This window comes from Fervidobacterium sp., from assembly GCF_059913585.1.
This window is the reverse complement of record NZ_DBOLZL010000001.1, coordinates 1-21,683: the sequence shown is the minus strand read 5'-3', so window position 1 is coordinate 21,683 and position 21,683 is coordinate 1. Positions and strand designations below refer to the sequence as shown.

The following is a 21,683-nucleotide window of genomic DNA, read 5'->3' as shown; positions in this document are numbered from 1 at the left end:
CTCCTTTCGATTGATTTGGTTAAAAGGCGAGGGCAGGAGCCTGCTGAACCAAACCTCCAGGGTGACAAGGGTTAAAAACCCAACCAACTTATCATGGTTAAAGGCAGGCGACAGACTCCTAGAATGGCTTGAAAGCCAAGGGATAGTAAGTCGTCCTGCCCTGCCTACTTTTTGACTAAAATATTTATACCATATTTTTACGTAGGAGGTACGATATGAATTACTGTTTAGTAAAAGCCCTTCCACAATTCCGTCCCATGGTCTGGGGAAATCCTGAATTAAATAAAAAGTTCAGCATACCAGAATCACAAACTAACCTCCCAATAGGTGAAATTTGGCTTCTATCCGGTCACCCACTGTATGAAACTACTCTAGAAAGTGGCTTAACAATCAATCAGTTTGGCCACAACCTATACAATGATAAATACCCACGATTCCCCATTTTAATTAAACTTGTTTCCACAAATCAATGGCTTAGTGTTCAAGTCCATCCCGACGATGGATACGCGCGCAATGTAGAAAACGAACCGTGGGGAAAAAGTGAGGCATGGTATTTTTTAACAGATGGGGAATTTGCAATATGCGAAGATGTGCAAAAAATGAAGGAATATATAAATTCTGGACGTATTAATAAAATTGATGAAATTCTCACATTCGTGAAGGTCAAGAAAGGAACTTTTGTTAACATTCCGGCTGGAACTGTTCATGCACTTGGACCAAAGAGCACCGTTATCGAAGTGCAACAATCATCAGATTTGACCTACCGCATATACGATTGGGGCAGACCAAGGGAGACACACTTAGAAAAAGCATTGCAAGTAAGTAAGAACATTAAACTAAGTGACATCGTTTTAGAAAATGCCGATAGTCTCGAAACAAACTATTTTTGCATGAAAAAATCATTGGCTCAAGATGACTTAGAAAACAATCTCGTTGTTCACATACCTACACAAATTTCAGAAAACTACTGTGCCAAACTGATTATCAACGAAAATACTTGCAAAGACTACAATAGTTATAGCAAAGTTGATAACTTGCTTGAAGAACTTGGTGTTGGTATTTTCGTTACCAACTTTCTAACAATCTAGGCTATTCATAGAGAATGCGTAAAACAAAGCGGGCTTTTCGCCCGCTTTTTTCGTTTCTATTTCGCTGAACTTATTCCCTATCTTTCAATTTCTCCTGGAGCAAACTAACTATATCTTTTACAGTCATCAACTTCTCAATTTCATCGTCCTCGAGTTTTATACCGAACTCATCCTCAAAGACCATAACCAAATCAAATGCATCAAGAGAATCTGCTCCAAGGTCTTCAATTAAGTGACTATCTTCCTCAATATCTTCGATAGGAACGTTCAGCTTCTCAGAAATAATCTCTGCAACTTTTTTGAAGAGTTCTTCTCTTTCCATATTTTGCACCCTCCTAACTCTCTCATATTTTTGAAATATTTCAGAACGAACACTTTCCAGAATAATTGCAAAGAAAAAATCATAAATTTTCTTGCTATATTTTAATCAAAGGCATTCCCTTTGTCAATATTTAATTACTGCTTTTCCATAACTATCAATTCCTCAACAAGCCCTTCGATGAATTTGAACGCATTCTCCCAAAATCCTTCTTTTCTTAGGTCTATACCTACCTTTTCAAGCAATTTTTCTGGAGAATACCTCCCTCCACTTTCCAAAAGTTCTAAGTATTTGCCCACAAAAGCCTTGCCTTCCTCCAAGTATTTTTGATAAAGCGCAATGACCAAGCACTGAGCAAAATTATAAGCGTAAACGTAAAATGGAGTTTCGTAAATGTGTGGTATCGAAGCCCACTCGTTGTTATACCACTCTGGAATTTCAACAACATCTCCAAAAACCCTTTCAAGTTCCTCGTGGTAAATATTGTTCAATTCATCCCATCCAACATATCCGTTCTTGCTCGCTAAATCGTGTGCCCTTATCTCAAAGTTTGTGAACATATTCTGTCTGAACGTTGTTGCAAAAATATCCTCGATTTTAGAGGCAATAAGCGCCATTTTTTCCTCTTTAGAAAGCTTGCTTTTCAAGTTATCAAACACCAAAAACTCTCCAAACACAGACGCAAGCTCTGCCAGTGTTAATGGCGTGTCGTGATTAAAGAACGTCTGTTTGCTCGACAACGTCCCATGTAACCCGTGACCAAGCTCATGAGCAAGAGTCATAACATCGTACATATCATTTGTGAAATTGGTCAGCACATATGGAGGGAGTTTTGTCGTTGCGTAGATACAATACGCCCCGCTTACTTTTTCTTTTCTTGGATACAAATCTATACGTTCTTCTTTGAAGAAAGATTCCACCACATTTCCTGCTCTCTCATCAAAAACATAATAAGACTCCAGAATTATATCTTTCGCCTCTTCAAAACTAAACTCTTTCTTTTTGTTCGAAATCGGTGCATATATATCTGCTAAAGTGAGCCTCTCGCCAAGAATTTTGGATTTCCAATCATAATACCTTCTCAAAATCTCTGTCTTTTCATTTGTTACCTCTATAAGCCTATCAACAATTTCATCACTTACCTCATTTGCAAAATTCATCATCGAGATAGGCCTTGGAAACCTTCTGAGTCTGCTCTCCGTATCGTAATCTCTAACCACCAGGTTGTAAACTTCAGTGAGGACAATCGCATCATCCTGGAACCTTTCAAGGAACAACTTCATTGCTTGTTTGCGTAGTTCACCATTTGTAGACCTTCTCAGAGCCTTTATCTCTTCAACCGTAAGTGTTTTCCTCTCTCCATCGAGTTCCATTTCAAATGTATATGAGCTCTGTAACCGGCTATGTATCTTCGCAATCCCATCTCTTCTTGAAACAGAAGTTAGTGCAAGCACTTGCTCGGCATCTTTTGAAAGAAGGTGTTTTCTTCTTTCAATGATACGTTTAATCATATGCTCATAATTCCCATCCAGTTTTATAATCTCTTCAAGCACATCATCACTTAACGCTGCGAGTTTAACTTCCACAATTGCATCCTGTTCCTGCAATTCCGATGACAACTGCTGGATAATACCCAAAACCTTCTGGCTTTCCACACTTCCGGTATCAACAGAATACCTCATCCACGCATACTGAATAGACTTGGCAAACTCATCCATGTGCTCTTCAAAATCTCTTATCAACTTCGCCAATTGTTGAGGAGCGGTTTCACGCTCTATCTCATTAACAATTTTCTTAACATCTACCAAATGTATCCTTGCATTTTCTATCGCAGCTTCATCGTTTGCAAATATCCTTTCTAGTTTCCACTCCAAAGCACATCCCCCCTTGTTGGATTATCTAACCATCTGAAATTAGTGTTACTTATTCCTCTTCCTCGCCAATTCTTAGCATGGCAAGGAAAGCCTCCTGAGGAATAGTTACATTACCGATTTCTCTAAGCTTTTTCTTACCTTCCTTTTGCTTTTCTAATAACTTCATCTTTCTTGTCACATCTCCACCGTAACATTTCGCAAGCACATCTTTCCTAAGTGCCTTGACTGTGGAGCGTGCGATAAACCTTCCGCCAGCTTTTGCCTGAATTGGTATCTCAAATTGGTGTTGTGGAATGAGCTCTGCAAGTTTATCAACAAGCTTCCTTGCAATTGTATAAGCCTTTTCTCTGTGCGCAACAAACGAGAGCGCATCTACCGGTTCTTTATTAACGTATATCGTTATCTTAACAAGGTCGCTCTTTCGATACTCCAAAAATTCATAGTCCATCGATGCGTAACCACGGCTGACAGCTTTCATCTTATCGAAGAAGTCAAAAATAATCTCTGCAAGTGGCACCTCAAAATGCAATACAACACGCTCATGACCTGCATTCTCAGTAGACACCAGAGTGCCACGTTTCTCATTCTGCACCAAGTTCATCAACTTACCAATATATTCAGGAGGTGTGATTATTGACAGTTTCACATAAGGCTCATAAATCTCCCTAACTTCGCCTTCTTCCGGGAACTTCGCCGGGTCGTTTATAAATACCTCCTCCCCACTGTGAGTTACAACTTTGTACTCAACGTTCGGGGCGGTAAGAATAACCGCCATATCGAATTCCCTTTCAAGCCTTTCCCTTACAACATCCATATGCAACAATCCCAAAAATCCACACCTAAAACCAAAACCAAGCGCCGGTGAGTGGTCTGGTTTGAACACAAGTGCCGCATCGTTCAGCTTGTATTTCTCCAAAGCCTTTCTCAATTCTTCGTAATACTCTGGCAAGCCAGGATACATACCTGCAAAGACCATCGGCTTGACCTCTTTGTAACCAGGCAGCGGCTCAGGTGCTGGATTATCTGGCTTAGTAATAGTATCACCTATCCTTGCTTTAGAAACATCCTTCAACCCAGCCACAACATACCCTATATCCCCAGCTTTTAAAATATCGACAGGAACCATCTCAGGTGTAAACGTTCCTACTTCAACAACCTCATAAATCTCGCCAGAAGACATCATCATTATCTTATCGCCCGCTTTTATCTCGCCATCGAAAACCCTAACATACGCTATAGCACCACGGTATTTATCGTATTTAGCATCAAAAATCAAAGCCCTCAAATGCCCGTCATCCGCAGTCTTTGGCGCCGGAACTAACCTAATCACTGCTTCAAGCAATTCTTTTACACCGATACCTTCCTTCGCACTGATTCTAAACACATCTTCGCCGGGTATACCTATCAAATCCTCAATTTCCGCAACCGTTTCCTCAATATTCGCATTCGGCATATCTATCTTATTAACCGCAGGGACTATCTCAAGATTGTGCTCAAGTGCTTTGTATGTATTTGCAACAGTTTGCGCTTGAACACCTTGAGTTGCATCAACAAGCAAGATGGCCCCTTCAACTGCTGCCATACTCCTGTCAACTTCGTAAGAAAAATCAACGTGTCCTGGTGTATCAACGATATTTATCTCATATTCATTCCCGTCATCCGCCTTGTAAAACACCCTAAGCGGGTGAGACTTAATTGTTATTCCTCTCTCCCGCTCGATATCCATACTATCCAAATACTGTTCTCTCATCTTTCTCTTTTCTACAGCATTTGTCATCTCCAAAATCCTGTCAGTTAAGGTTGTCTTTCCATGGTCGATATGTGCAATAATACAAATATTCCTTACATTCTCTATCTTTCGCATCAATCCATACCCTCCGTGTGTTTCTTCTTAATTTTTCAATCCAATAACCTCAACAATTGTGTATGGTATCTTAATATCCTCTTGTTCAAACGTATTCTTAATCCTCGCTGCTACCGCATTTAACGTATCAAAATAAGTCTCACGTTCTGTCCAGAATCGAACTGTCAAAGTTACACCACTTGCATCAAACCCCTTGAAAACAACTACATTCGAAACACTTTCATCCTTAACAACCAAAGGCTCTTCTTCAAGCACACGTTTCAAAACGGAAATTGCTTTCTCCATATTCACTGAATAATCTACCGTTACATCCACATCTATCCTTCTATATTTACCTGGCCAGAACTTCGTAACAGTCCCAGACCAAACCTTCCTATTCGGAATAAGAATGAGCTTTCCATCGAATGTCATCAAATGTGTATGGTTCATCTTTATCACATCAACAGTGCCAGTTAACCCATCGATATCCACAACTTCACCTTCAAAGACCTTCCTTGTCATCAAAACCAAAACACCAGAAAGGAAGTTTGTTAATGGTTCTTGTAGCGCAAGACCAAGTACAATACCGGAAATTCCAAGACCTGCAAGATACGGTGCAAGATTTACATCCCAGATAGCTAAAATAACTGCAATTGCAAATCCATAAATAAGAAAACCGAGGATAACCGAAACCGTTTTTGGAGCCTTCACTTCCTTTCCTATTGTTGACATAAACCTGTCAATGGAACGCATAATAACCTTGTGAATAACGTATGCAATCAGTACGGTAAAAACAGACAAAGTAATATTCACAATCAAACTCACAGTCATTGCCGACACCTCATTTCTTTAGTTTTGTAATTTTAATACATTATCTGCACTGCTTCACGCACTTCTTCCATCGTTTCCTGAGCTACCTTCCTTGCCCTTTCATTCCCTTCTTCCATCTTTGCTATTACTTCATCATCAGAAATAGCATTATACCTATCCCATATCGGCTGAAGCTTATTAACCATATTCTTCAAAAGCAACCTCTTACAATCCACACAACCAATCTTAGCCTGAGTACAACCTTCGTAAACCCATTGCTTTTCTTCTGGGTTATCCGCCGTTCCGAATGCTTTGTGATAACCCCAGACAGGGCAGACCTCTGGATTACCTGGGTCCGTTCTTCTTTTTCTGTTAGTATCCGTAACCATTGGCATAACCATCTTAGAAAGCTCTTGTTCGGTAGTTATCAAAGGGATTGTATTTCCATAGCTCTTACTCATCTTCCTTCCATCAGTTCCTAACAACTTCGGAACTTTTGAAAGCAACTCTTTTGGCTCCGGGAAAACTTCCCTTTTAAAAATATAATTAAACCTTCTGGCAATCTCACGAGTAAGCTCGATATGGTACACCTGGTCTTCTCCAACAGGGACTCCTTCTGCTTTGTAAATCAAAATATCGGCAGCCTGCAAAACAGGATACATTAAAAACCCAGCATTCGAAAGGTCTCTATCCGTAACTTGCTGTCGCATTTCCTTATAAGTAGGCACCCTTTCAAGCCAAGATAAAGGCGTGACCATGGCAAAAAGTAAGAAAAGCTCTGCATGCTCTTTGACAGCTGACTGAACAAAGAGTGTTGACTTCTCAAGCCCAACCGCCATCATGGTTTTAACTAACTCGAAAGTATTTGTCTTAAGTTCACTTGTATCCTCATAGTGCGTTGTTAACGCATGCCAATCGGCAACAAAATAAAACGTATCGTTCCCTTCGTTTTGGAGCTTAACCCAGTTTTCAAAAACACCAACATAATGACCAATATGAACCTTCCCAGTTGGTCTAATTCCACTGAGTATGCGCATTGATTTTTCCTCCTTGCGGTATGAATTTATCGGATGTTATTATACCACAAATACATAAAATAAAAATCCCCAAAGTTGGGGATTGATTTATTGATTCAAAATTTTTAGGGAAAATACTCGCAACTTTCTTTCTTTGTAACTCAACACATTTTCTCAAACTCTTTTAGCAAAGCTCGAGATTATTCTTAACATTCATCATATTCATCATAAAATCCCTCATAGGGAAGCTCAAAAGAAAAACTCCGCAGTACCTCTATCAATATATGAAAACCGTTTCAATCCCTCATAGGGAAGCTCAAAACACCTATGCAGATGCGGTCGAAACACTCAAAGCAAGAATGTTTCAATCCCTCATAGGGAAGCTCAAAACGATTATGAAGCAGTGTTACCGATGTTACCGATTTTCGTTTCAATCCCTCATAGGGAAGCTCAAAACCTGTGTCTGAATATTCGAGCTGAATTTCAGAAAGTTCGAGTTTCAATCCCTCATAGGGAAGCTCAAAACTCACATTTGTTGCATCAAAATATGCTCTTGCAAAGGTTTCAATCCCTCATAGGGAAGCTCAAAACCGATTTCGCTTTCTGCTGTGAAGAATGCTCGTTTGAGTTTCAATCCCTCATAGGGAAGCTCAAAACTGACCCATCTGAAGGCGAAATAAGTGTGTGGATGTATGGTTTCAATCCCTCATAGGGAAGCTCAAAACTTTACTTGGGAGTGCTATATATCGTTTTTCATTTACACGTTTCAATCCCTCATAGGGAAGCTCAAAACTAAATACAACTAAATATGATATTTTGTGGAGTAGTAGTTTCAATCCCTCATAGGGAAGCTCAAAACTTGGGTAACTTCGGTAACTTGAGTAACTCACTTTTTGTTTCAATCCCTCATAGGGAAGCTCAAAACTTGACAGTCGGTAAGAACACGCTGTAATTCTTGCTTTTGTTTCAATCCCTCATAGGGAAGCTCAAAACTTGAAACGATCATAAATGTTTATAATGGAAAACACAAAAGTTTCAATCCCTCATAGGGAAGCTCAAAACCAATACCATACACGATGTAATCAGTGATGAGTTGGTTTCAATCCCTCATAGGGAAGCTCAAAACGGAGTTATTGGAGTTCTTGAAAGAGTATCCGATTAGGTTTCAATCCCTCATAGGGAAGCTCAAAACTAACAGAAGCAGTACAATATACATTCAGTGTCTGGGGTTTCAATCCCTCATAGGGAAGCTCAAAACTCACAGCTCGCAGGTAACACTCCACCCTTACACGCGTTTCAATCCCTCATAGGGAAGCTCAAAACAGGAAGGTAGGTATGAAAGGTTTTGTGAAGGTTCTTGGTTTCAATCCCTCATAGGGAAGCTCAAAACTTAAAGGCAAATATTCGCAAGTGTCAAGCAGTGATGTTTCAATCCCTCATAGGGAAGCTCAAAACCGGTAGGAGGCAATTATGAAGATAGTAGTTGAAAATTAGTTTCAATCCCTCATAGGGAAGCTCAAAACATACGAGCTGTTTTGTTCTTTGCATCGAATGTTTCGGTTTCAATCCCTCATAGGGAAGCTCAAAACTATTGCGAAATGGCTTACACAATACCTGACGACGAAGTTTCAATCCCTCATAGGGAAGCTCAAAACACGACGTTAGCGAGGTGAGCTTTAGCATAAGCATTGTTTCAATCCCTCATAGGGAAGCTCAAAACTTCGTCGATGATACACAAATCATTCAGCTGGTAGAAGAGTTTCAATCCCTCATAGGGAAGCTCAAAACAAGAATACGTCATCTCTGAATTGTCTATCTCGACTGGTTTCAATCCCTCATAGGGAAGCTCAAAACTTTTCAACAAACACCTGAGACATATCATCAGCTCTAGTTTCAATCCCTCATAGGGAAGCTCAAAACTGATTTCAGGAGTTGTAAGTCTATAAATCACGGTGGTTTCAATCCCTCATAGGGAAGCTCAAAACGAGGATGGCAAGAATAGAAGTTTATACACAAAACAAGTTTCAATCCCTCATAGGGAAGCTCAAAACACACACCTGCAAACAATCGCAAGATTGAATTCATTGGTTTCAATCCCTCATAGGGAAGCTCAAAACGCAGGAACTGCTTTTACGACAAGGCAACCGTAGGTACTGTTTCAATCCCTCATAGGGAAGCTCAAAACGCAAAGAAGCTCGAAACAGGAAAAGCACGAAAAGACCTGTTTCAATCCCTCATAGGGAAGCTCAAAACCCAAACCTCAGCTTGTTGGTATCCCAGATAGGTTGTTTCAATCCCTCATAGGGAAGCTCAAAACGAGAATTATCCAAGGCTTGTATGGGAGTTAAAGTCAAGTTTCAATCCCTCATAGGGAAGCTCAAAACGAACAACTCGTAGAAAAACAAAAAGCGCTCGAATAGTTTCAATCCCTCATAGGGAAGCTCAAAACTGCGAAAGGTGTCAAATTTTTCCAAAAAACACGTTTTAGTTTCAATCCCTCATAGGGAAGCTCAAAACCGTCACGCAATCTTCAATTCACTTTATTCGAACAGTTTCAATCCCTCATAGGGAAGCTCAAAACTTTAGCCTCGACGATAGAAGGTGCATTAACGATGACAAGTTTCAATCCCTCATAGGGAAGCTCAAAACTTTAGCCTCGACGATAGAAGGTGCATTAACGATGACAAGTTTCAATCCCTCATAGGGAAGCTCAAAACCTGAAGTAAACACGCGCAGTGGGAAAATTGTCTACAGTTTCAATCCCTCATAGGGAAGCTCAAAACGCATCAAAATTTGCAAAATCTATGCGCACGTTGACATCGTTTCAATCCCTCATAGGGAAGCTCAAAACTGGATGTTACAACGTGTTTTTGAATGAAAAAAACTATGTTTTGACACTTTTATTTAGTATTATACCACAATGATATTTACCTGGTAAAATTTATTTTCACGGAAAACACAGTTTTGGCTCAAAGACTTTTATTTAAGCCACATAAATCAACTTTGGACGTCTTTCCGGATCCCTAAGTTTTTTTACGTTATTGTAGGTTCGGAAAACTACAAAAAATTTGTTGGTTCCCTCCGATTTCCAAAAAATTCTTTTTCCAGAAAATCATCAGACTTTAAAATATAAAACATTACTGAGTCTTCTTCTTCGTTGATTATCTTTTTTATTTCTGCCTTAAGCTTCTCATATTTAGATTTTGTTAACTCTCCCTCTAACAAAGAATTTTGAATCCAGGTGAGGTATTTACGCCCAATCTTGAGAACTTTTGCTACCCTTTTTTCATTAACATCGTATGCCATGATCACGTACATGTTTCCACCCCTATGCTCTAACAAAAGGTTTGTAATCTTCATCATTAATAATGAATTTTTCAACTTTGTAGAGTTCCATCCGTATCAGATTTCTGTAGCTCACATTTCTCTTCAATTTTTCATTTCGAACAGTAGTTTCAAGCCTGTTTTCTATTTCCGAAACTACTATTTTTCTTCCTTCTTCGTTAAGGTATACTCCATTAGACCCCCTAACAAAATGTTTTGTTTTTATCTGCCCCTTGTTGATGAGTGAAAATATTGCTCTGTCAACTAGGACGGGTTTGAAAACTTCCGAAACATCAAGATTCAACGTAAACCTTCTATGATTGTTAGCATGAAGGTATCCAATTCTTGGATCAAGGTGTGTTTTGTAGATTTCAGATAACACAGCCGTATAAATGATACTGTTACCAAATGAAATTAATGCATTTAGGCTATCTTCAGGTGGTCTTTTTGTCCTTGTTTCAAACTTGAAAGATTTATCCTTAATTATATAGTTAAAAGCTGAATAATATGCCTGACGAATATTTGCTTCGACTCCCATCAATTCCTCAATGCTTTTCGCTTCGAGCAAACCTTTCTCCATTTGTTTGATCCCTGAAGATATGTCTTCAACCTCCTGACTATTATAATCACCTAAATTTCTCAGCATGTTTTTGCATGCACCTTTCAAAAAACCTTTAGCTAATGTCAATCGTCGACTTTGATCCATAAAGGTTTGAACTTGCTTGAGCAAAACATAAGATGAGTTATAATGCTCCCGAGGATAGTAAGAACCAATATAGTATCCATAATAGTTGAAGAAGTGTGCAACAATCTCTTTTTCTGTAAAGAATTCTAACACTCTTTTATTTATGTCAACTTCCCCAAAGAAATACACTTGCTTTATGTTTTCTACAGGTACGTACTTCCGCTTACCACTTTCCTCAACGAAACTGATGGTGTTATTCTTTCTTTCCAATGTCCCACTTGAAAATATGTAAAGGGTTTCCATCATGTTATCCTCCCCAACAAAATTCTCCATATGAACAGGACTTACATAATGCTTTATATTCAGCCTTCGGAGGCTTTTCTAGTTCAATGGTTCTCTTGAGATCTTCCAAAAGACTTTTGAGCTCTATCTCTGATTGTTCGTCAAGCTTCACCTTTATTCTCTTTTTTTCTTTAGGTATCAGTAATTCTCCTTCGGCGTTGATTCCTTGTGTCTTTAAAATGTATAGATAATAAAGCAATTGCAACTTAGCTTGCTTTAACCTCCTTGAAGAACTCTTAATTTCACCAATCAAAAGCTTATTTTCCCTAGAAGTCACAATATCTATTTTCATACCTGGTGCATTTATTAGCTCATGTTTGTAGCGAGAATAGGACTCTTCATGAATAAGTCTTCCAAGCTCGAGTAAATCAAAGCTTTGATACGATTCTATACCATGACTAATCAACCAAGCCTCTCTTTTGCAATTAAGATAGGAATATAACCAATTAGGTTGTATTCCCACCGAAAATTTTTCATCTTTGTTCACCATATTAAAGACTCCGTTTCCGATGAATCCGAAGTAAAAAACTTGTAACCCACCTCGTCATCGTAGTACATGTGTATATCTTCTTTAGCAACAAATCGCAATGTTTCATATCTACTTAACACAGGTGGTGGAATCAAACCTTCTTTTGCCCTAAAATATGGTACGGAAACTATCCTTTCCTGAACGCTTCTTTTAATTTGAGCAAGTTCGCGCTTTTTAAAGTCTTTGTTCTGTTCTTGTAGAATAGAAATTAGTCTATCGAGAATCCTTTCATCTTCGTCATTCTTGCAAATAAATATTTGGTAAGTGGGCATATATTTTATCAATTGAAAATCACTGAGTGTTTGTTCTGTATCTTTTCCTGAAAAAGTTAGGTCCATATATTTTCTGATAATGTCTTTTGCAAGGGTTATTTTCGTTCCCCTTTCTTCGATAATGTTTGCATACAACTCCGAAAGAGCTAAGTATTCCTGTTCGCTTATTACAGCTTTGTCCCAAACAATCTGCTTCGCCACATCTATATGAACATTCCCGTAAACCTTTCTTGCACTTGGCTCTTCAAAGTTTGTCACATATACTTTTGCCTTATTAATTCGATAATTTCTGTTACATCGCCCGGCGACTTGTATTATAGACGTAAGAGGTCCAAGTTCTCGAACAACCACATCAAAATCTAAATCAACCCCCGCCTCAACAACCTGAGTTGAAACAACGGCAACTCTCTCTTTCGATGAAATGGCATCCTGGATCCTCCTTAACCTTTCGATTCTATCCAAAGGAGTAATATTCGTAGATAGGTAAAACAACTTGGTATAACTATCTTTGAACAACATTTCTTTGATTAATTTGTACTTTTCTACAGAATCCTTAACAGTGTTAAAAACAAACAAGAATGAGTATTTATCATAATTTTGTTCTAAAACAAGCTTTACTATCTTCGAAAATTCATCCACTTGTTTTCTCAAAATGTGAATCTCTGTTCTACTTAAGTTGTTAAACATATCTTCATAACCTTTGTTCAGTTCTACCCAGTTTTTTCCAAACGCAGGTTGTGTTGCTGACATCATAATTATGTTTGCTCTGAGGTATTGTGAGACCATGTTAATAAATTCCTCAACGAGAGGCCATAGTTCAACAGGTATGCTCTGCGGTTCGTCAAGAATGATGATGCTTCCATACAACTTGTAAAACTTCTTCATTAGCCTGTTTCGATAACCAAGCAAAGTATGGAAAAATTGCCAAAACGTAGTCAATATAATTTCGCTGTCCCAACTTTCAATCAAAAATTGACTTTGTGAATCATATTCTTCATCTAAGTTTGGTTTGTTTTGTTCTTTAACACTTGATGTTTTTTCTATTGCTTCTGCAAGGTGATAGTGTGATATGAAAAATCTTTCTGGTGACTTCGCGTATTCTTCTAATTGTTCAAGAATTTCTTCGAGAACCGTCTTGCTTTGCTCTATAATCGAAACAAATGGAAGTGCATATATTATTCTTGGTTTTCTACCCCGCTTTCTAAATATCCTTTCGCGTAGAATAAGCGCGGCATTCAGCACTGCTAATGTTTTTCCGGCTCCTGTTGGGGCAGTGATTTTTAACTTCAAACCGTTATCTTCTGTTAAATTGAGATTCTCCACACTTTCTTGGACAGTGCTAAAGAGCCTTTCTCTAATGTCGATTATCTTTTGTGATAATCCTTCGTTATTTAGAAAATTGGCTTTGAATAGTTTGACGATGTTGGAAGGAATATCCGGTCTTTCATCGATAACATACCCAGAGGCATCTTTTTTGTCAGAGTCTATAACAAGGGAGTAAATCAGCTGGGCCATCATTGCTACCTGTTTTTTTATTTCTTCTGAAGCTTTCCTGTAGCTTTTGTAAAAAAGATTTTCAATTGAACACAAAACATTTCTAAGTCCGTCATTTTGAAATAAAATCTTTGGTAAAGTTATCCCAAGCTCCTCATAATCCTTGATAATGATATCCAGTTTCTTCGCAATATCTTTGAATTGTTCCGATGCGATGTCATAATTTTCTCTTATTTTTATTCCCACAAATTCGCTCTCTCCAATGCAAAAATCATACTCTGGGAAAAAATCATCGATGGATGTAAGGTTATCATGATGAGCTAGAACGCTCATGTAACCAATAAGTGGGGAAAATTTCAACCAGCTATCTTTGTTCTCTAAATTGTATTGTTCAACAAACTCAAGCAAACTCGCCGCAGTTACTAAAGCAGATATAAAAGAATGCCTCGAATATTTATTGTTAACTCCATCTCTTAGCTTCCTTTGGAAATAGCTCGTGTACTTTCCAAAATCATGGAAATAACAAATGATTTTCATTATTAACTCAAAGTATTCAATATCAATTCCAACATCTTTCAGGTAATGTAGGGATATTAAAAAAACATTTCTGTGATGGTCTTTCAAAAGCTGCCCAGGACGAGCAAAGAATTCCATCCGCCTTTCCCCCTTTAAGGAAAAAAGCTTCCTGTTTTGTCAGGAAGCCTTCGCAATTCAAAGAATCACATTGGAACTATATTGCTGTCCAAACCTCTAACTTTAAATAGTTCCTTCACGGTCGCCTTTATACTTCTTCCATCCGGACGGAATAAATAGTCTGATGCTCTTTTTAATCTTCTTCCACTCTCAAATGTGGCAGGTGCGCGATCAATAAACAAATTCTCAGCAGAAAGCAATTTCGACCCGTCACAGAGATAATCAGTTCTCAAAACAGAAGTAACTTCTTCTGTATTGTTTTCTATCTTTTCAACTTCGTATTCACCCACAAAAATGTAATGTGCAGGCATCTCAGTAATCCCAAGATAAATTGGAAATTTGTAAGAACCTGCTTGTAGGACAGATCTGAGGGATTGGTATATCCTGTCATTTTCATGATGGAAAAAAACCCTGTAAATGAGATTGTCAAATCCGCGTACTGGTAAAACAAATTCTAAAGGAACCTGAGTACCTCCTCTTTTACCGGTAACCTCTGAAGGCGATGTAACAAAAAGATAATTCACAACGTTGGTTTTCTTGCGTAACGGGGTTTTTATTTCAACTGATATGAAAGCATTTTCGTCGAAATCTTCATAGTAACTATCTCGTTGAAAACCTAACATAGCGGCGATTATTCCTGCCAGAGTCGTTCTTGGCGGGAAGTAATACGATAATGACGACGAGTTTGTGTAAAATTTTCTAAAATGTGCTACCTTACCTATTAAATCAAAGACCAATACTTTCATATTTACCAGCCCCAATGCTATATTTCTATTTTCTCAAATGTTACCCCCTGCGGTATTTCTAAACTTCCAAACAAAGATTCGAATTCGCGTTCCGTGAACAGCCTAATTTTCTCTATCTTTTCTTTCTTCTCTTCTAACAGCTTATTAAGACTCGAGAAATCAACATCTACATCTTCGAGTTTAGCAGGACTGTAAGGTGTTTTGACTTTGACAGTTATATAATCTCTCAGGTCTCCAACAAATGTTTCATCATCTTTCCACTCAATTCTTAAGTATAATCTCGGTTTTTGGTTTATCTTGCTTCTTGTGCTTGCCATAGTTATTAGAGCTTTAATCACAGTTACGTCAAAATTCTCAACTTCATCTTCAGTGAGTAAACTTTCCTTCGCTCTCCAAGCACTCACTAATCCATAGAAGCCTATCAATGCATACTTAATTCTCCAATCCTTACCCATCGTACCAGAACCTTGGGCACTGTCGCGTCCAGATAGAACAGATGTAATTGTTGCAGACGATAGTATTTCCGCAGGATGCAGAGAATATCCCCACGAAAATTGAATGGCTCCTGTTATTGGGATAGCTTCTCCCTTTCCACCATCACGAGACTTGATAGTCAAGGTTGCTCCAAAGTGCCTTACATCAACAAATAATTCTTTAGCAAGTTTAGTTATTTCTTCTTTAGAAAGTTTTTTCAAGTCTTTACCAACTTTTTTGAAAGCCTCTTCAAGCCTGGTCTTAGCATCTACGTTTCCACTTTCTAACTTGGCGACAAAAACTTCCATTCCTTTGTTGATCCAGTAATCACGTATGTATCTTTTCAGTCTTACGTCGCTAACCAAACTTCTCTGAGTATCATAGTCATACCTGGGCCTGTTTTCATCATCAGGGTCACCGTTTGTATTACAGAGTAGAGCATCGTAGAGGAATAAAATTTCTGAATTTCTTTCGACTACTTCACTCATTTTCATTTCCCCCTTCTCCAGAAGTTATGTACCTTTTCATTTTATATGCATACCCCGATAGGATAAAGTACACATTTTCTTGAGGTAACAAGGTCCAATCTTTCTCTGCTTTATCAAGGTACTCCTTGCATGCTCCAAATACCTTTTCCGTATAAGCGTTTAAACAATCATACTGTTTTAGTTTAGCAAAAACTTGTGTGACAAACATCTTGACTTTTTGCAAGGTCATGCCGTTGAAATTAATGAGATTTAAGATCTGCTTCCGTTCATCTGCTTTCCACTGCGTTTTGGCAATCTCAGCAACCAAAACCCCCAATAAAAACAACGCCAACCTCTGCGCATCATATCCAGTTTTTGCAACGTAACTTGCCAAATCTTTATCAATACTTTCTAAGCTTTCTAAAATGTCGTCCATCTTCTCATCCACCCCCTTCAAAATTCCAAGCTCTCTAAGGTACGCATAAAACGCATTAGATAGAAGTATCATATGTTCGAATTCATAAGGTCGTGAGAAAGTATAGCAGTCAGCATATGTTTCAAAATAACGCATTTTAAGTGCATCTAAGAATTTTGAAACAATCCAACGCTCATTGAGTGGTTTGCCCAAGAGCAGAGCTTCGTAGATATTGTATACTTCATTGAACAGCTGTTTTTTAACAGGGATTAGTACGAAAATACTTTTGAAATCAAGATTAAATGTTGTGTTCTGAAAAATGTTTGAAAACTCGCTAGAAACAAATTCTAACTTCTCAAATAAGTGTTTAAGCCTTGATGGAGTTACATCCGCAATAAGCTTTTTAACCTTAAAAGCAGCATTCGACTTTTCCGCAAAAAGGAAGTTTAACAAGAAAGGCTCATCGAGAGTTCTGCGAAGCTGATCCCTAAATTGTTTCCAAGCATTGTATTGATTCAAAGCATCGACTATCAACCTAACATCTTTAACAATACTTTCTAATTCGTTGGAATCTGGCGTTTTGGACCGATTATAGAGTTCTGGAATCACATAAACATGACATTCTCCAAGACTTGACTGAAGCTTGTCTAATACAAATCTCTCACCAGCGCTGAATGCTTCATAACACCCTGGACAAAGGGTGTAGTTTTTTGAAAATCCATCCTCACTCAACCCAGAGGCAAAATTTATCTTGTCGTTTATAAAGACCTTCATCGTTAGCGTTTTAAACTTGTAAGTAACCTTTGCATGTCTTCCACAAGCGTAGCATGTCCCATCGATTACATCTTCGAATGATTTTTCCTCTAACTCGTTCAATAAAAAGTTTCTGTAATCATCAAGCTCAGCAAGAAATATTTCTTGATCTTTTTTTCTTACAACAGCAGTGAAAAGTATCTTTTTTTTCTTACCGTATTTTTCCTTAACATACGCATCAACTTTCTCTGCTATTTGTTTTTTTGTTTCCCATTTTTCGGGCTTAGCTTTAATAATTTGTTCAAAGTCGCTGATTTTTAATGGGTCAATAATCGTACCAAAATTGCTCGAACTGGAAAAAGCATTTATTATTTCTTCAATTATCAGCTTTAGACTACAATCACCCAACCTGACGTATATGTTGTAAATCGACTCAGAAAATAGTTTGCCAACAATGTCAGTTGTCAAACGTGTCTGCGGAAGATTACCAGGATTATTCCCTATCCAAAGATATCTTCTTAACTTACTTTCGTCAAAAGCTTCTGATGAGAAAATTATGTCTTTTCTGTCAAGGTCGAACACAACTCTAACTATCTCATCAAACTGTTGCTTTTTGACCAGTGTGTCAATCTTTGATTCTCTTTCAAGTAAGACTTTTCCCAACCCAATGATAGCATTTAACATCATATCCCCCCATTCTTAGAAGGTGTTATATAAACCTTAGACATCTTGCACGTGTTCGACTGGAACAACACAACCAAATCCTGCCGAATTTTTACTTCCAAGTCCAGAGCCTATCAAAAAGTTTATTATTTCTGGATCTCCCTCTATTTCAAACATGGTCTTCCAACCGACAAAAAACCCCTTTTTGTATTGAACAACTGCCTTTTTCGGATTGGAACCTATGTGTTTAATAGTAAAGTTCGAATCATCTTTTCCAAAGTAGGAAACAATCTTTCTCTTTGCGTTTGAAACTATATATTCCTCAAATTCTGGTTCATGTGGTGAAAAGAAATGAACCTTATCAGAATCGTCAGTTGCATAAACAACGATGGGAGACATTGTCTTAACAACAACCTTCGATGTAGTAACTGGTGGTATGAAAGAAATTTTTGATACAAAAGCCTCTTGGTTGCTTACTCTAACGTAGCTATTATGAATAATTGTGTTCAAAACATACTCGAAAAAGGCCTCATCAACTGCGCTCAAGAAAAATTTTGCCTTATCGTAGAACGTTACCTTTTTTGTTTTCTTATCGAATGTATTTGGTCCATACAGTGAAGAAAAAGAAAAGAGCTTGTATCTTCTCTTGCCATAAGTATACCCCACATCATGTATAAACTTTGAATAATTTTCGTCACTTAGCCAAGAAAGAATCGTTGCTTGAAGAATGTGGTTAATATGAACCGGCACTGTCAGTTTATCAAACTCAAGTGTAATATTCGCAATCACTTCTATTACCCCCAACTTCTTTAAATTGTACTTGGTACTTTCAATTAAATGAAGATTACTTTCGAAACTCATGCCCAAGCTCAATGCAAATTGTAAAAAAACGATCTCCTCTATGTATTCAAAATGGCAGTCATTTTCCAACACATCGCGACATATGGAAATATTTTATCTGCATGAAAGATTAGAGGGGCAAAAGCACTTTGGGAATGTTTTACTCCCATGGAAAAACTGTGAGCTAATGTTTTATGTTCCAGTCCCTCATAGGGAAGCTCAAAATGGGGGGAGTTGAAGAGAAACCTGTGAACGGTAATAATTCTCAATTTCTTGAAATTCAAAGCGCATATTACCTTGTTTGTTTTAACTGAAAAGAATTATTTTGTTTACATTTGATATTATACCGCTACGTTTTTATTATACCACAATAAATAAAAGTTATTTGACAAATATCTAGCAAAATCTATTATGCAAAGTAACAACCTTTGCTAAAATACTTTCGTTTAAACCATACGAGAGAATGTCAAACCTTTTATGACTCCATGAGTTTTTTACATTTTTGCAGTCTGAAAACTTTGTTACTTCTAATATATGTTCAAAAAACTCTTTCTTAACAACTTCACGAAATCGGAAAAGTTCAGAAATATTGTATTCTTCACACAGATAGCATATTCCAGCTTACTCACATATGCACGGTGAAGAAACTAACAGAAAGATAAAGTAAAAATGTCGAGAGAAGAGGCACATTCAAACAAGGGGGAGCTCAAAGTTTTTTAATTGCCTGAAGAAAAAATTAGCGAGGATAGACAGCAAGGAAGGCCAAGAGCACGCAGGATTAATAGGCGGATAAATGTTAATTATACAATGAGGAAAGGTACCAAGCACAATTGACAAACACAATTTGGTGGAGTACCGAAGCCCTGCTAAGTAAGAAAAAAGAAATGTATTTATTTTTCTATACAACTTTGATGTCAACCCAAGCTGAGGATTAGTTTGTTGATTCGAAATACTTAGAAAAATAATAGTGACTCTTCTAGCTCGAGCTGAATATTCCAATCTCTTCTAAGAAGAAACATTTTAACTTTCACATCTAAAAAACCTTAGAAAAATCCCTCATAGTTAATATAAATTCACTTTACGTCCCTAATTGTCAATATATGACCCTTTACATCCCTCATAGTTAGTATGAAACTTTCATGAAGATTTTGACAATAGGAAGGCTGCTTTAATCCCTTATAACGAAACTCAAAACGGTTGTTACAAAATTTATCATATGGAAAATTCGTACTCTCTTAAACTTCTCATATATATTATACCACAATGATTTTTATTTTACAAAATTCATTTCAAAAAATCACTGTTGTTTCTCAAAAATCTCCATTCAAGCATAACATTGGTTCTTTCTGACTTTGAAAAAAGCTCTTTTTTAGAGAACCTGCGCTGCTATATAATCGGTTCTACATTCAACCTCTTACATCTCTTGCGTGAGGTGGTATCTTATAAATCTCAGGAAGGATATCGCACCAAAGCACATTCTGAGAACTATATCTAATATCACCGTCACGCGCTTTTTTCATATATTTCAGAGAGTAATTCTTTTTAAAGCTGAAATCTTTGCTATGCGCGGTTGCAGTAAATATCTACGCTTCCATCTCTTTCAGAGAGTAGTGCCTTCCTAAGTTGCACGTGACCTACAACCATCTCCTTATCAGGGAGAAGGGTTTCCATCTCTTTCAGAGAGTAGTGCCTTCCTAAGGTGTTCTTTTAGAGATAATGAAAGTGAATAAGGTTACAGAAGTGTTTCCATCTCTTTCAGAGAGTAGTGCCTTCCTAAGGGCGTGGTGGCGAAAAGGCCACCCGGCCCACGAAATAACAAGTTTCCATCTCTTTCAGAGAGTAGTGCCTTCCTAAGTCGTAAGTTTCGAAAACACTTGTTTTAAAGCAAGTGAAAGTTTCCATCTCTTTCAGAGAGTAGTGCCTTCCTAAGAACAATGAATAACAGAGTTCTGCTCATCCCTGAACAAGAGGTTTCCATCTCTTTCAGAGAGTAGTGCCTTCCTAAGTTATTACGGCAATTTTGACGTCACTGCCGACTATATCAAGTTTCCATCTCTTTCAGAGAGTAGTGCCTTCCTAAGGGAACGAATTTTTGCATATAAGCAGTAACCTAAGAGTTCGTTTCCATCTCTTTCAGAGAGTAGTGCCTTCCTAAGTAATCCCTAAACGGTTCTATTCAAAAACAGGTAAACTCCTCGAGTTTCCATCTCTTTCAGAGAGTAGTGCCTTCCTAAGAAGTATTTACAATTCGATTATAACTATTGGTCAAGAGGAAAGTTTCCATCTCTTTCAGAGAGTAGTGCCTTCCTAAGCCTTGAGGTATTCCTGGGTGCCCGCCCAGGGTATCATGAAAGTTTCCATCTCTTTCAGAGAGTAGTGCCTTCCTAAGTCACCTAAGATTACAGTATGGTGGAAACGTAATGGACGGTTGTAGTTTCCATCTCTTTCAGAGAGTAGTGCCTTCCTAAGTGGTCCTTAGGTATCAAGTTTTTGAAAGCCCACGTGGTTCGTGTTTCCATCTCTTTCAGAGAGTAGTGCCTTCCTAAGTTAAGAAGTGCTTAGAAAGTGAGGAAATGAGTTTTGCTAAGTTTCCATCTCTTTCAGAGAGTAGTGCCTTCCTAAGTGGTCCTTAGGTATCAAGTTTTTGAAAGCCCACGTGGTTCGTGTTTCCATCTCTTTCAGAGAGTAGTGCCTTCCTAAGAATCTAGAGAAGTTTAAAAATGCAAATTCATTTGAACGAAGTTTCCATCTCTTTCAGAGAGTAGTGCCTTCCTAAGAATCAGATGGACAAGACAATGGTTCTAATCAGAGCAATGCGTTTCCATCTCTTTCAGAGAGTAGTGCCTTCCTAAGACTTGTTGGGCGTTCCCCACATTGTAGGAGACAGAACCGTGTTTCCATCTCTTTCAGAGAGTAGTGCCTTCCTAAGCCGTTCTGAATCCCGTACGAATGCATGCTTCCCATACCGTGTTTCCATCTCTTTCAGAGAGTAGTGCCTTCCTAAGGTGCGGACGCCCTCGGGTTTCTGGGGGTGTC

Annotated in this window: 14 protein-coding genes and 2 CRISPR repeat arrays; of the genes, 1 reads left to right on the top strand and 13 read right to left on the bottom strand. The window is 38.1% G+C overall.

The window, feature by feature from the left end; all coding sequences use genetic code 11:
- The first annotated feature begins 215 nt into the window (after positions 1 to 215).
- The gene (locus tag AC3M61_RS00070) at positions 216 to 1,088 is read left to right on the top strand and encodes a type I phosphomannose isomerase catalytic subunit (RefSeq protein WP_500778919.1); all 873 of its coding nucleotides are present in this window, start codon (positions 216 to 218) and stop codon (positions 1,086 to 1,088) included.
- 70 nt (positions 1,089 to 1,158) lie between these two features.
- Here the strand turns inward: AC3M61_RS00070 and acpP are convergent, their stop codons facing one another.
- The 13 genes from acpP to cas6 form a co-directional block, all read right to left on the bottom strand.
- The gene (acpP, locus tag AC3M61_RS00065) at positions 1,159 to 1,410 is read right to left on the bottom strand and encodes an acyl carrier protein (RefSeq protein WP_014452023.1); all 252 of its coding nucleotides are present in this window, start codon (positions 1,408 to 1,410) and stop codon (positions 1,159 to 1,161) included.
- A 134-nt stretch (positions 1,411 to 1,544) separates the two neighbouring features.
- The gene (locus AC3M61_RS00060; RefSeq protein ID WP_029684006.1) at positions 1,545 to 3,281 is read right to left on the bottom strand and encodes a M3 family metallopeptidase; all 1,737 of its coding nucleotides are present in this window, start codon (positions 3,279 to 3,281) and stop codon (positions 1,545 to 1,547) included.
- Between the two features lie 49 nt (positions 3,282 to 3,330).
- Positions 3,331 to 5,145: a translation elongation factor 4 gene (lepA, locus tag AC3M61_RS00055; RefSeq protein WP_500778918.1), complete on the bottom strand. Its 1,815-nt coding sequence runs from the start codon at positions 5,143 to 5,145 to the stop codon at positions 3,331 to 3,333.
- A 27-nt stretch (positions 5,146 to 5,172) separates the two neighbouring features.
- Positions 5,173 to 5,955, bottom strand: coding sequence for a mechanosensitive ion channel family protein (locus AC3M61_RS00050; RefSeq protein WP_500778917.1), 783 nt, complete (start codon positions 5,953 to 5,955; stop codon positions 5,173 to 5,175).
- A gap of 32 nt (positions 5,956 to 5,987) precedes the next feature.
- Entirely contained in the window at positions 5,988 to 6,971 is a 984-nt protein-coding gene (gene trpS / locus AC3M61_RS00045; RefSeq protein WP_500778916.1) for a tryptophan--tRNA ligase, read from the bottom strand.
- Between the two features lie 205 nt (positions 6,972 to 7,176).
- A CRISPR array of direct repeats spans positions 7,177 to 9,801; the repeat unit is 30 nt; unit sequence GTTTCAATCCCTCATAGGGAAGCTCAAAAC.
- A 206-nt stretch (positions 9,802 to 10,007) separates the two neighbouring features.
- Positions 10,008 to 10,268, bottom strand: coding sequence for a CRISPR-associated endonuclease Cas2 (cas2, locus tag AC3M61_RS00040; RefSeq protein WP_500778915.1), 261 nt, complete (start codon positions 10,266 to 10,268; stop codon positions 10,008 to 10,010).
- Positions 10,269 to 10,278: 10 nt separating this feature from the next.
- Positions 10,279 to 11,262 carry a type I-B CRISPR-associated endonuclease Cas1b gene (gene cas1b / locus AC3M61_RS00035; protein ID WP_500778914.1) on the bottom strand — a complete coding sequence of 328 codons (984 nt, stop codon included), beginning with the start codon at positions 11,260 to 11,262 and terminating at the stop codon, positions 10,279 to 10,281.
- Positions 11,263 to 11,266: 4 nt separating this feature from the next.
- Complete coding sequence (cas4, locus tag AC3M61_RS00030; protein ID WP_500778913.1) at positions 11,267 to 11,788, bottom strand: CRISPR-associated protein Cas4; 522 nt, start codon at positions 11,786 to 11,788, stop codon at positions 11,267 to 11,269.
- A complete protein-coding gene (gene cas3 / locus AC3M61_RS00025) occupies positions 11,785 to 14,250 on the bottom strand; it encodes a CRISPR-associated helicase Cas3' (RefSeq protein WP_500778912.1) in 2,466 nt (821 codons plus the stop codon). Before cas3 ends, cas4 begins: the two co-directional genes overlap by 4 nt.
- Before the next feature lie 65 nt (positions 14,251 to 14,315).
- The gene (gene cas5b, locus AC3M61_RS00020) at positions 14,316 to 15,035 is read right to left on the bottom strand and encodes a type I-B CRISPR-associated protein Cas5b (protein WP_500778911.1); all 720 of its coding nucleotides are present in this window, start codon (positions 15,033 to 15,035) and stop codon (positions 14,316 to 14,318) included.
- Between the two features lie 17 nt (positions 15,036 to 15,052).
- A complete protein-coding gene (gene cas7b / locus AC3M61_RS00015) occupies positions 15,053 to 15,997 on the bottom strand; it encodes a type I-B CRISPR-associated protein Cas7/Csh2 (protein ID WP_500778910.1) in 945 nt (314 codons plus the stop codon).
- Positions 15,990 to 17,828, bottom strand: coding sequence for a TIGR02556 family CRISPR-associated protein (locus AC3M61_RS00010; RefSeq protein WP_500778909.1), 1,839 nt, complete (start codon positions 17,826 to 17,828; stop codon positions 15,990 to 15,992). Before AC3M61_RS00010 ends, cas7b begins: the two co-directional genes overlap by 8 nt.
- 36 nt (positions 17,829 to 17,864) lie before the next feature.
- Positions 17,865 to 18,596: a CRISPR-associated endoribonuclease Cas6 gene (cas6, locus tag AC3M61_RS00005; protein ID WP_500778908.1), complete on the bottom strand. Its 732-nt coding sequence runs from the start codon at positions 18,594 to 18,596 to the stop codon at positions 17,865 to 17,867.
- A gap of 1,638 nt (positions 18,597 to 20,234) precedes the next feature.
- A CRISPR array of direct repeats spans positions 20,235 to 21,652; the repeat unit is 36 nt; unit sequence GTTTCCATCTCTTTCAGAGAGTAGTGCCTTCCTAAG.
- Positions 21,653 to 21,683 lie beyond the last annotated feature (31 nt).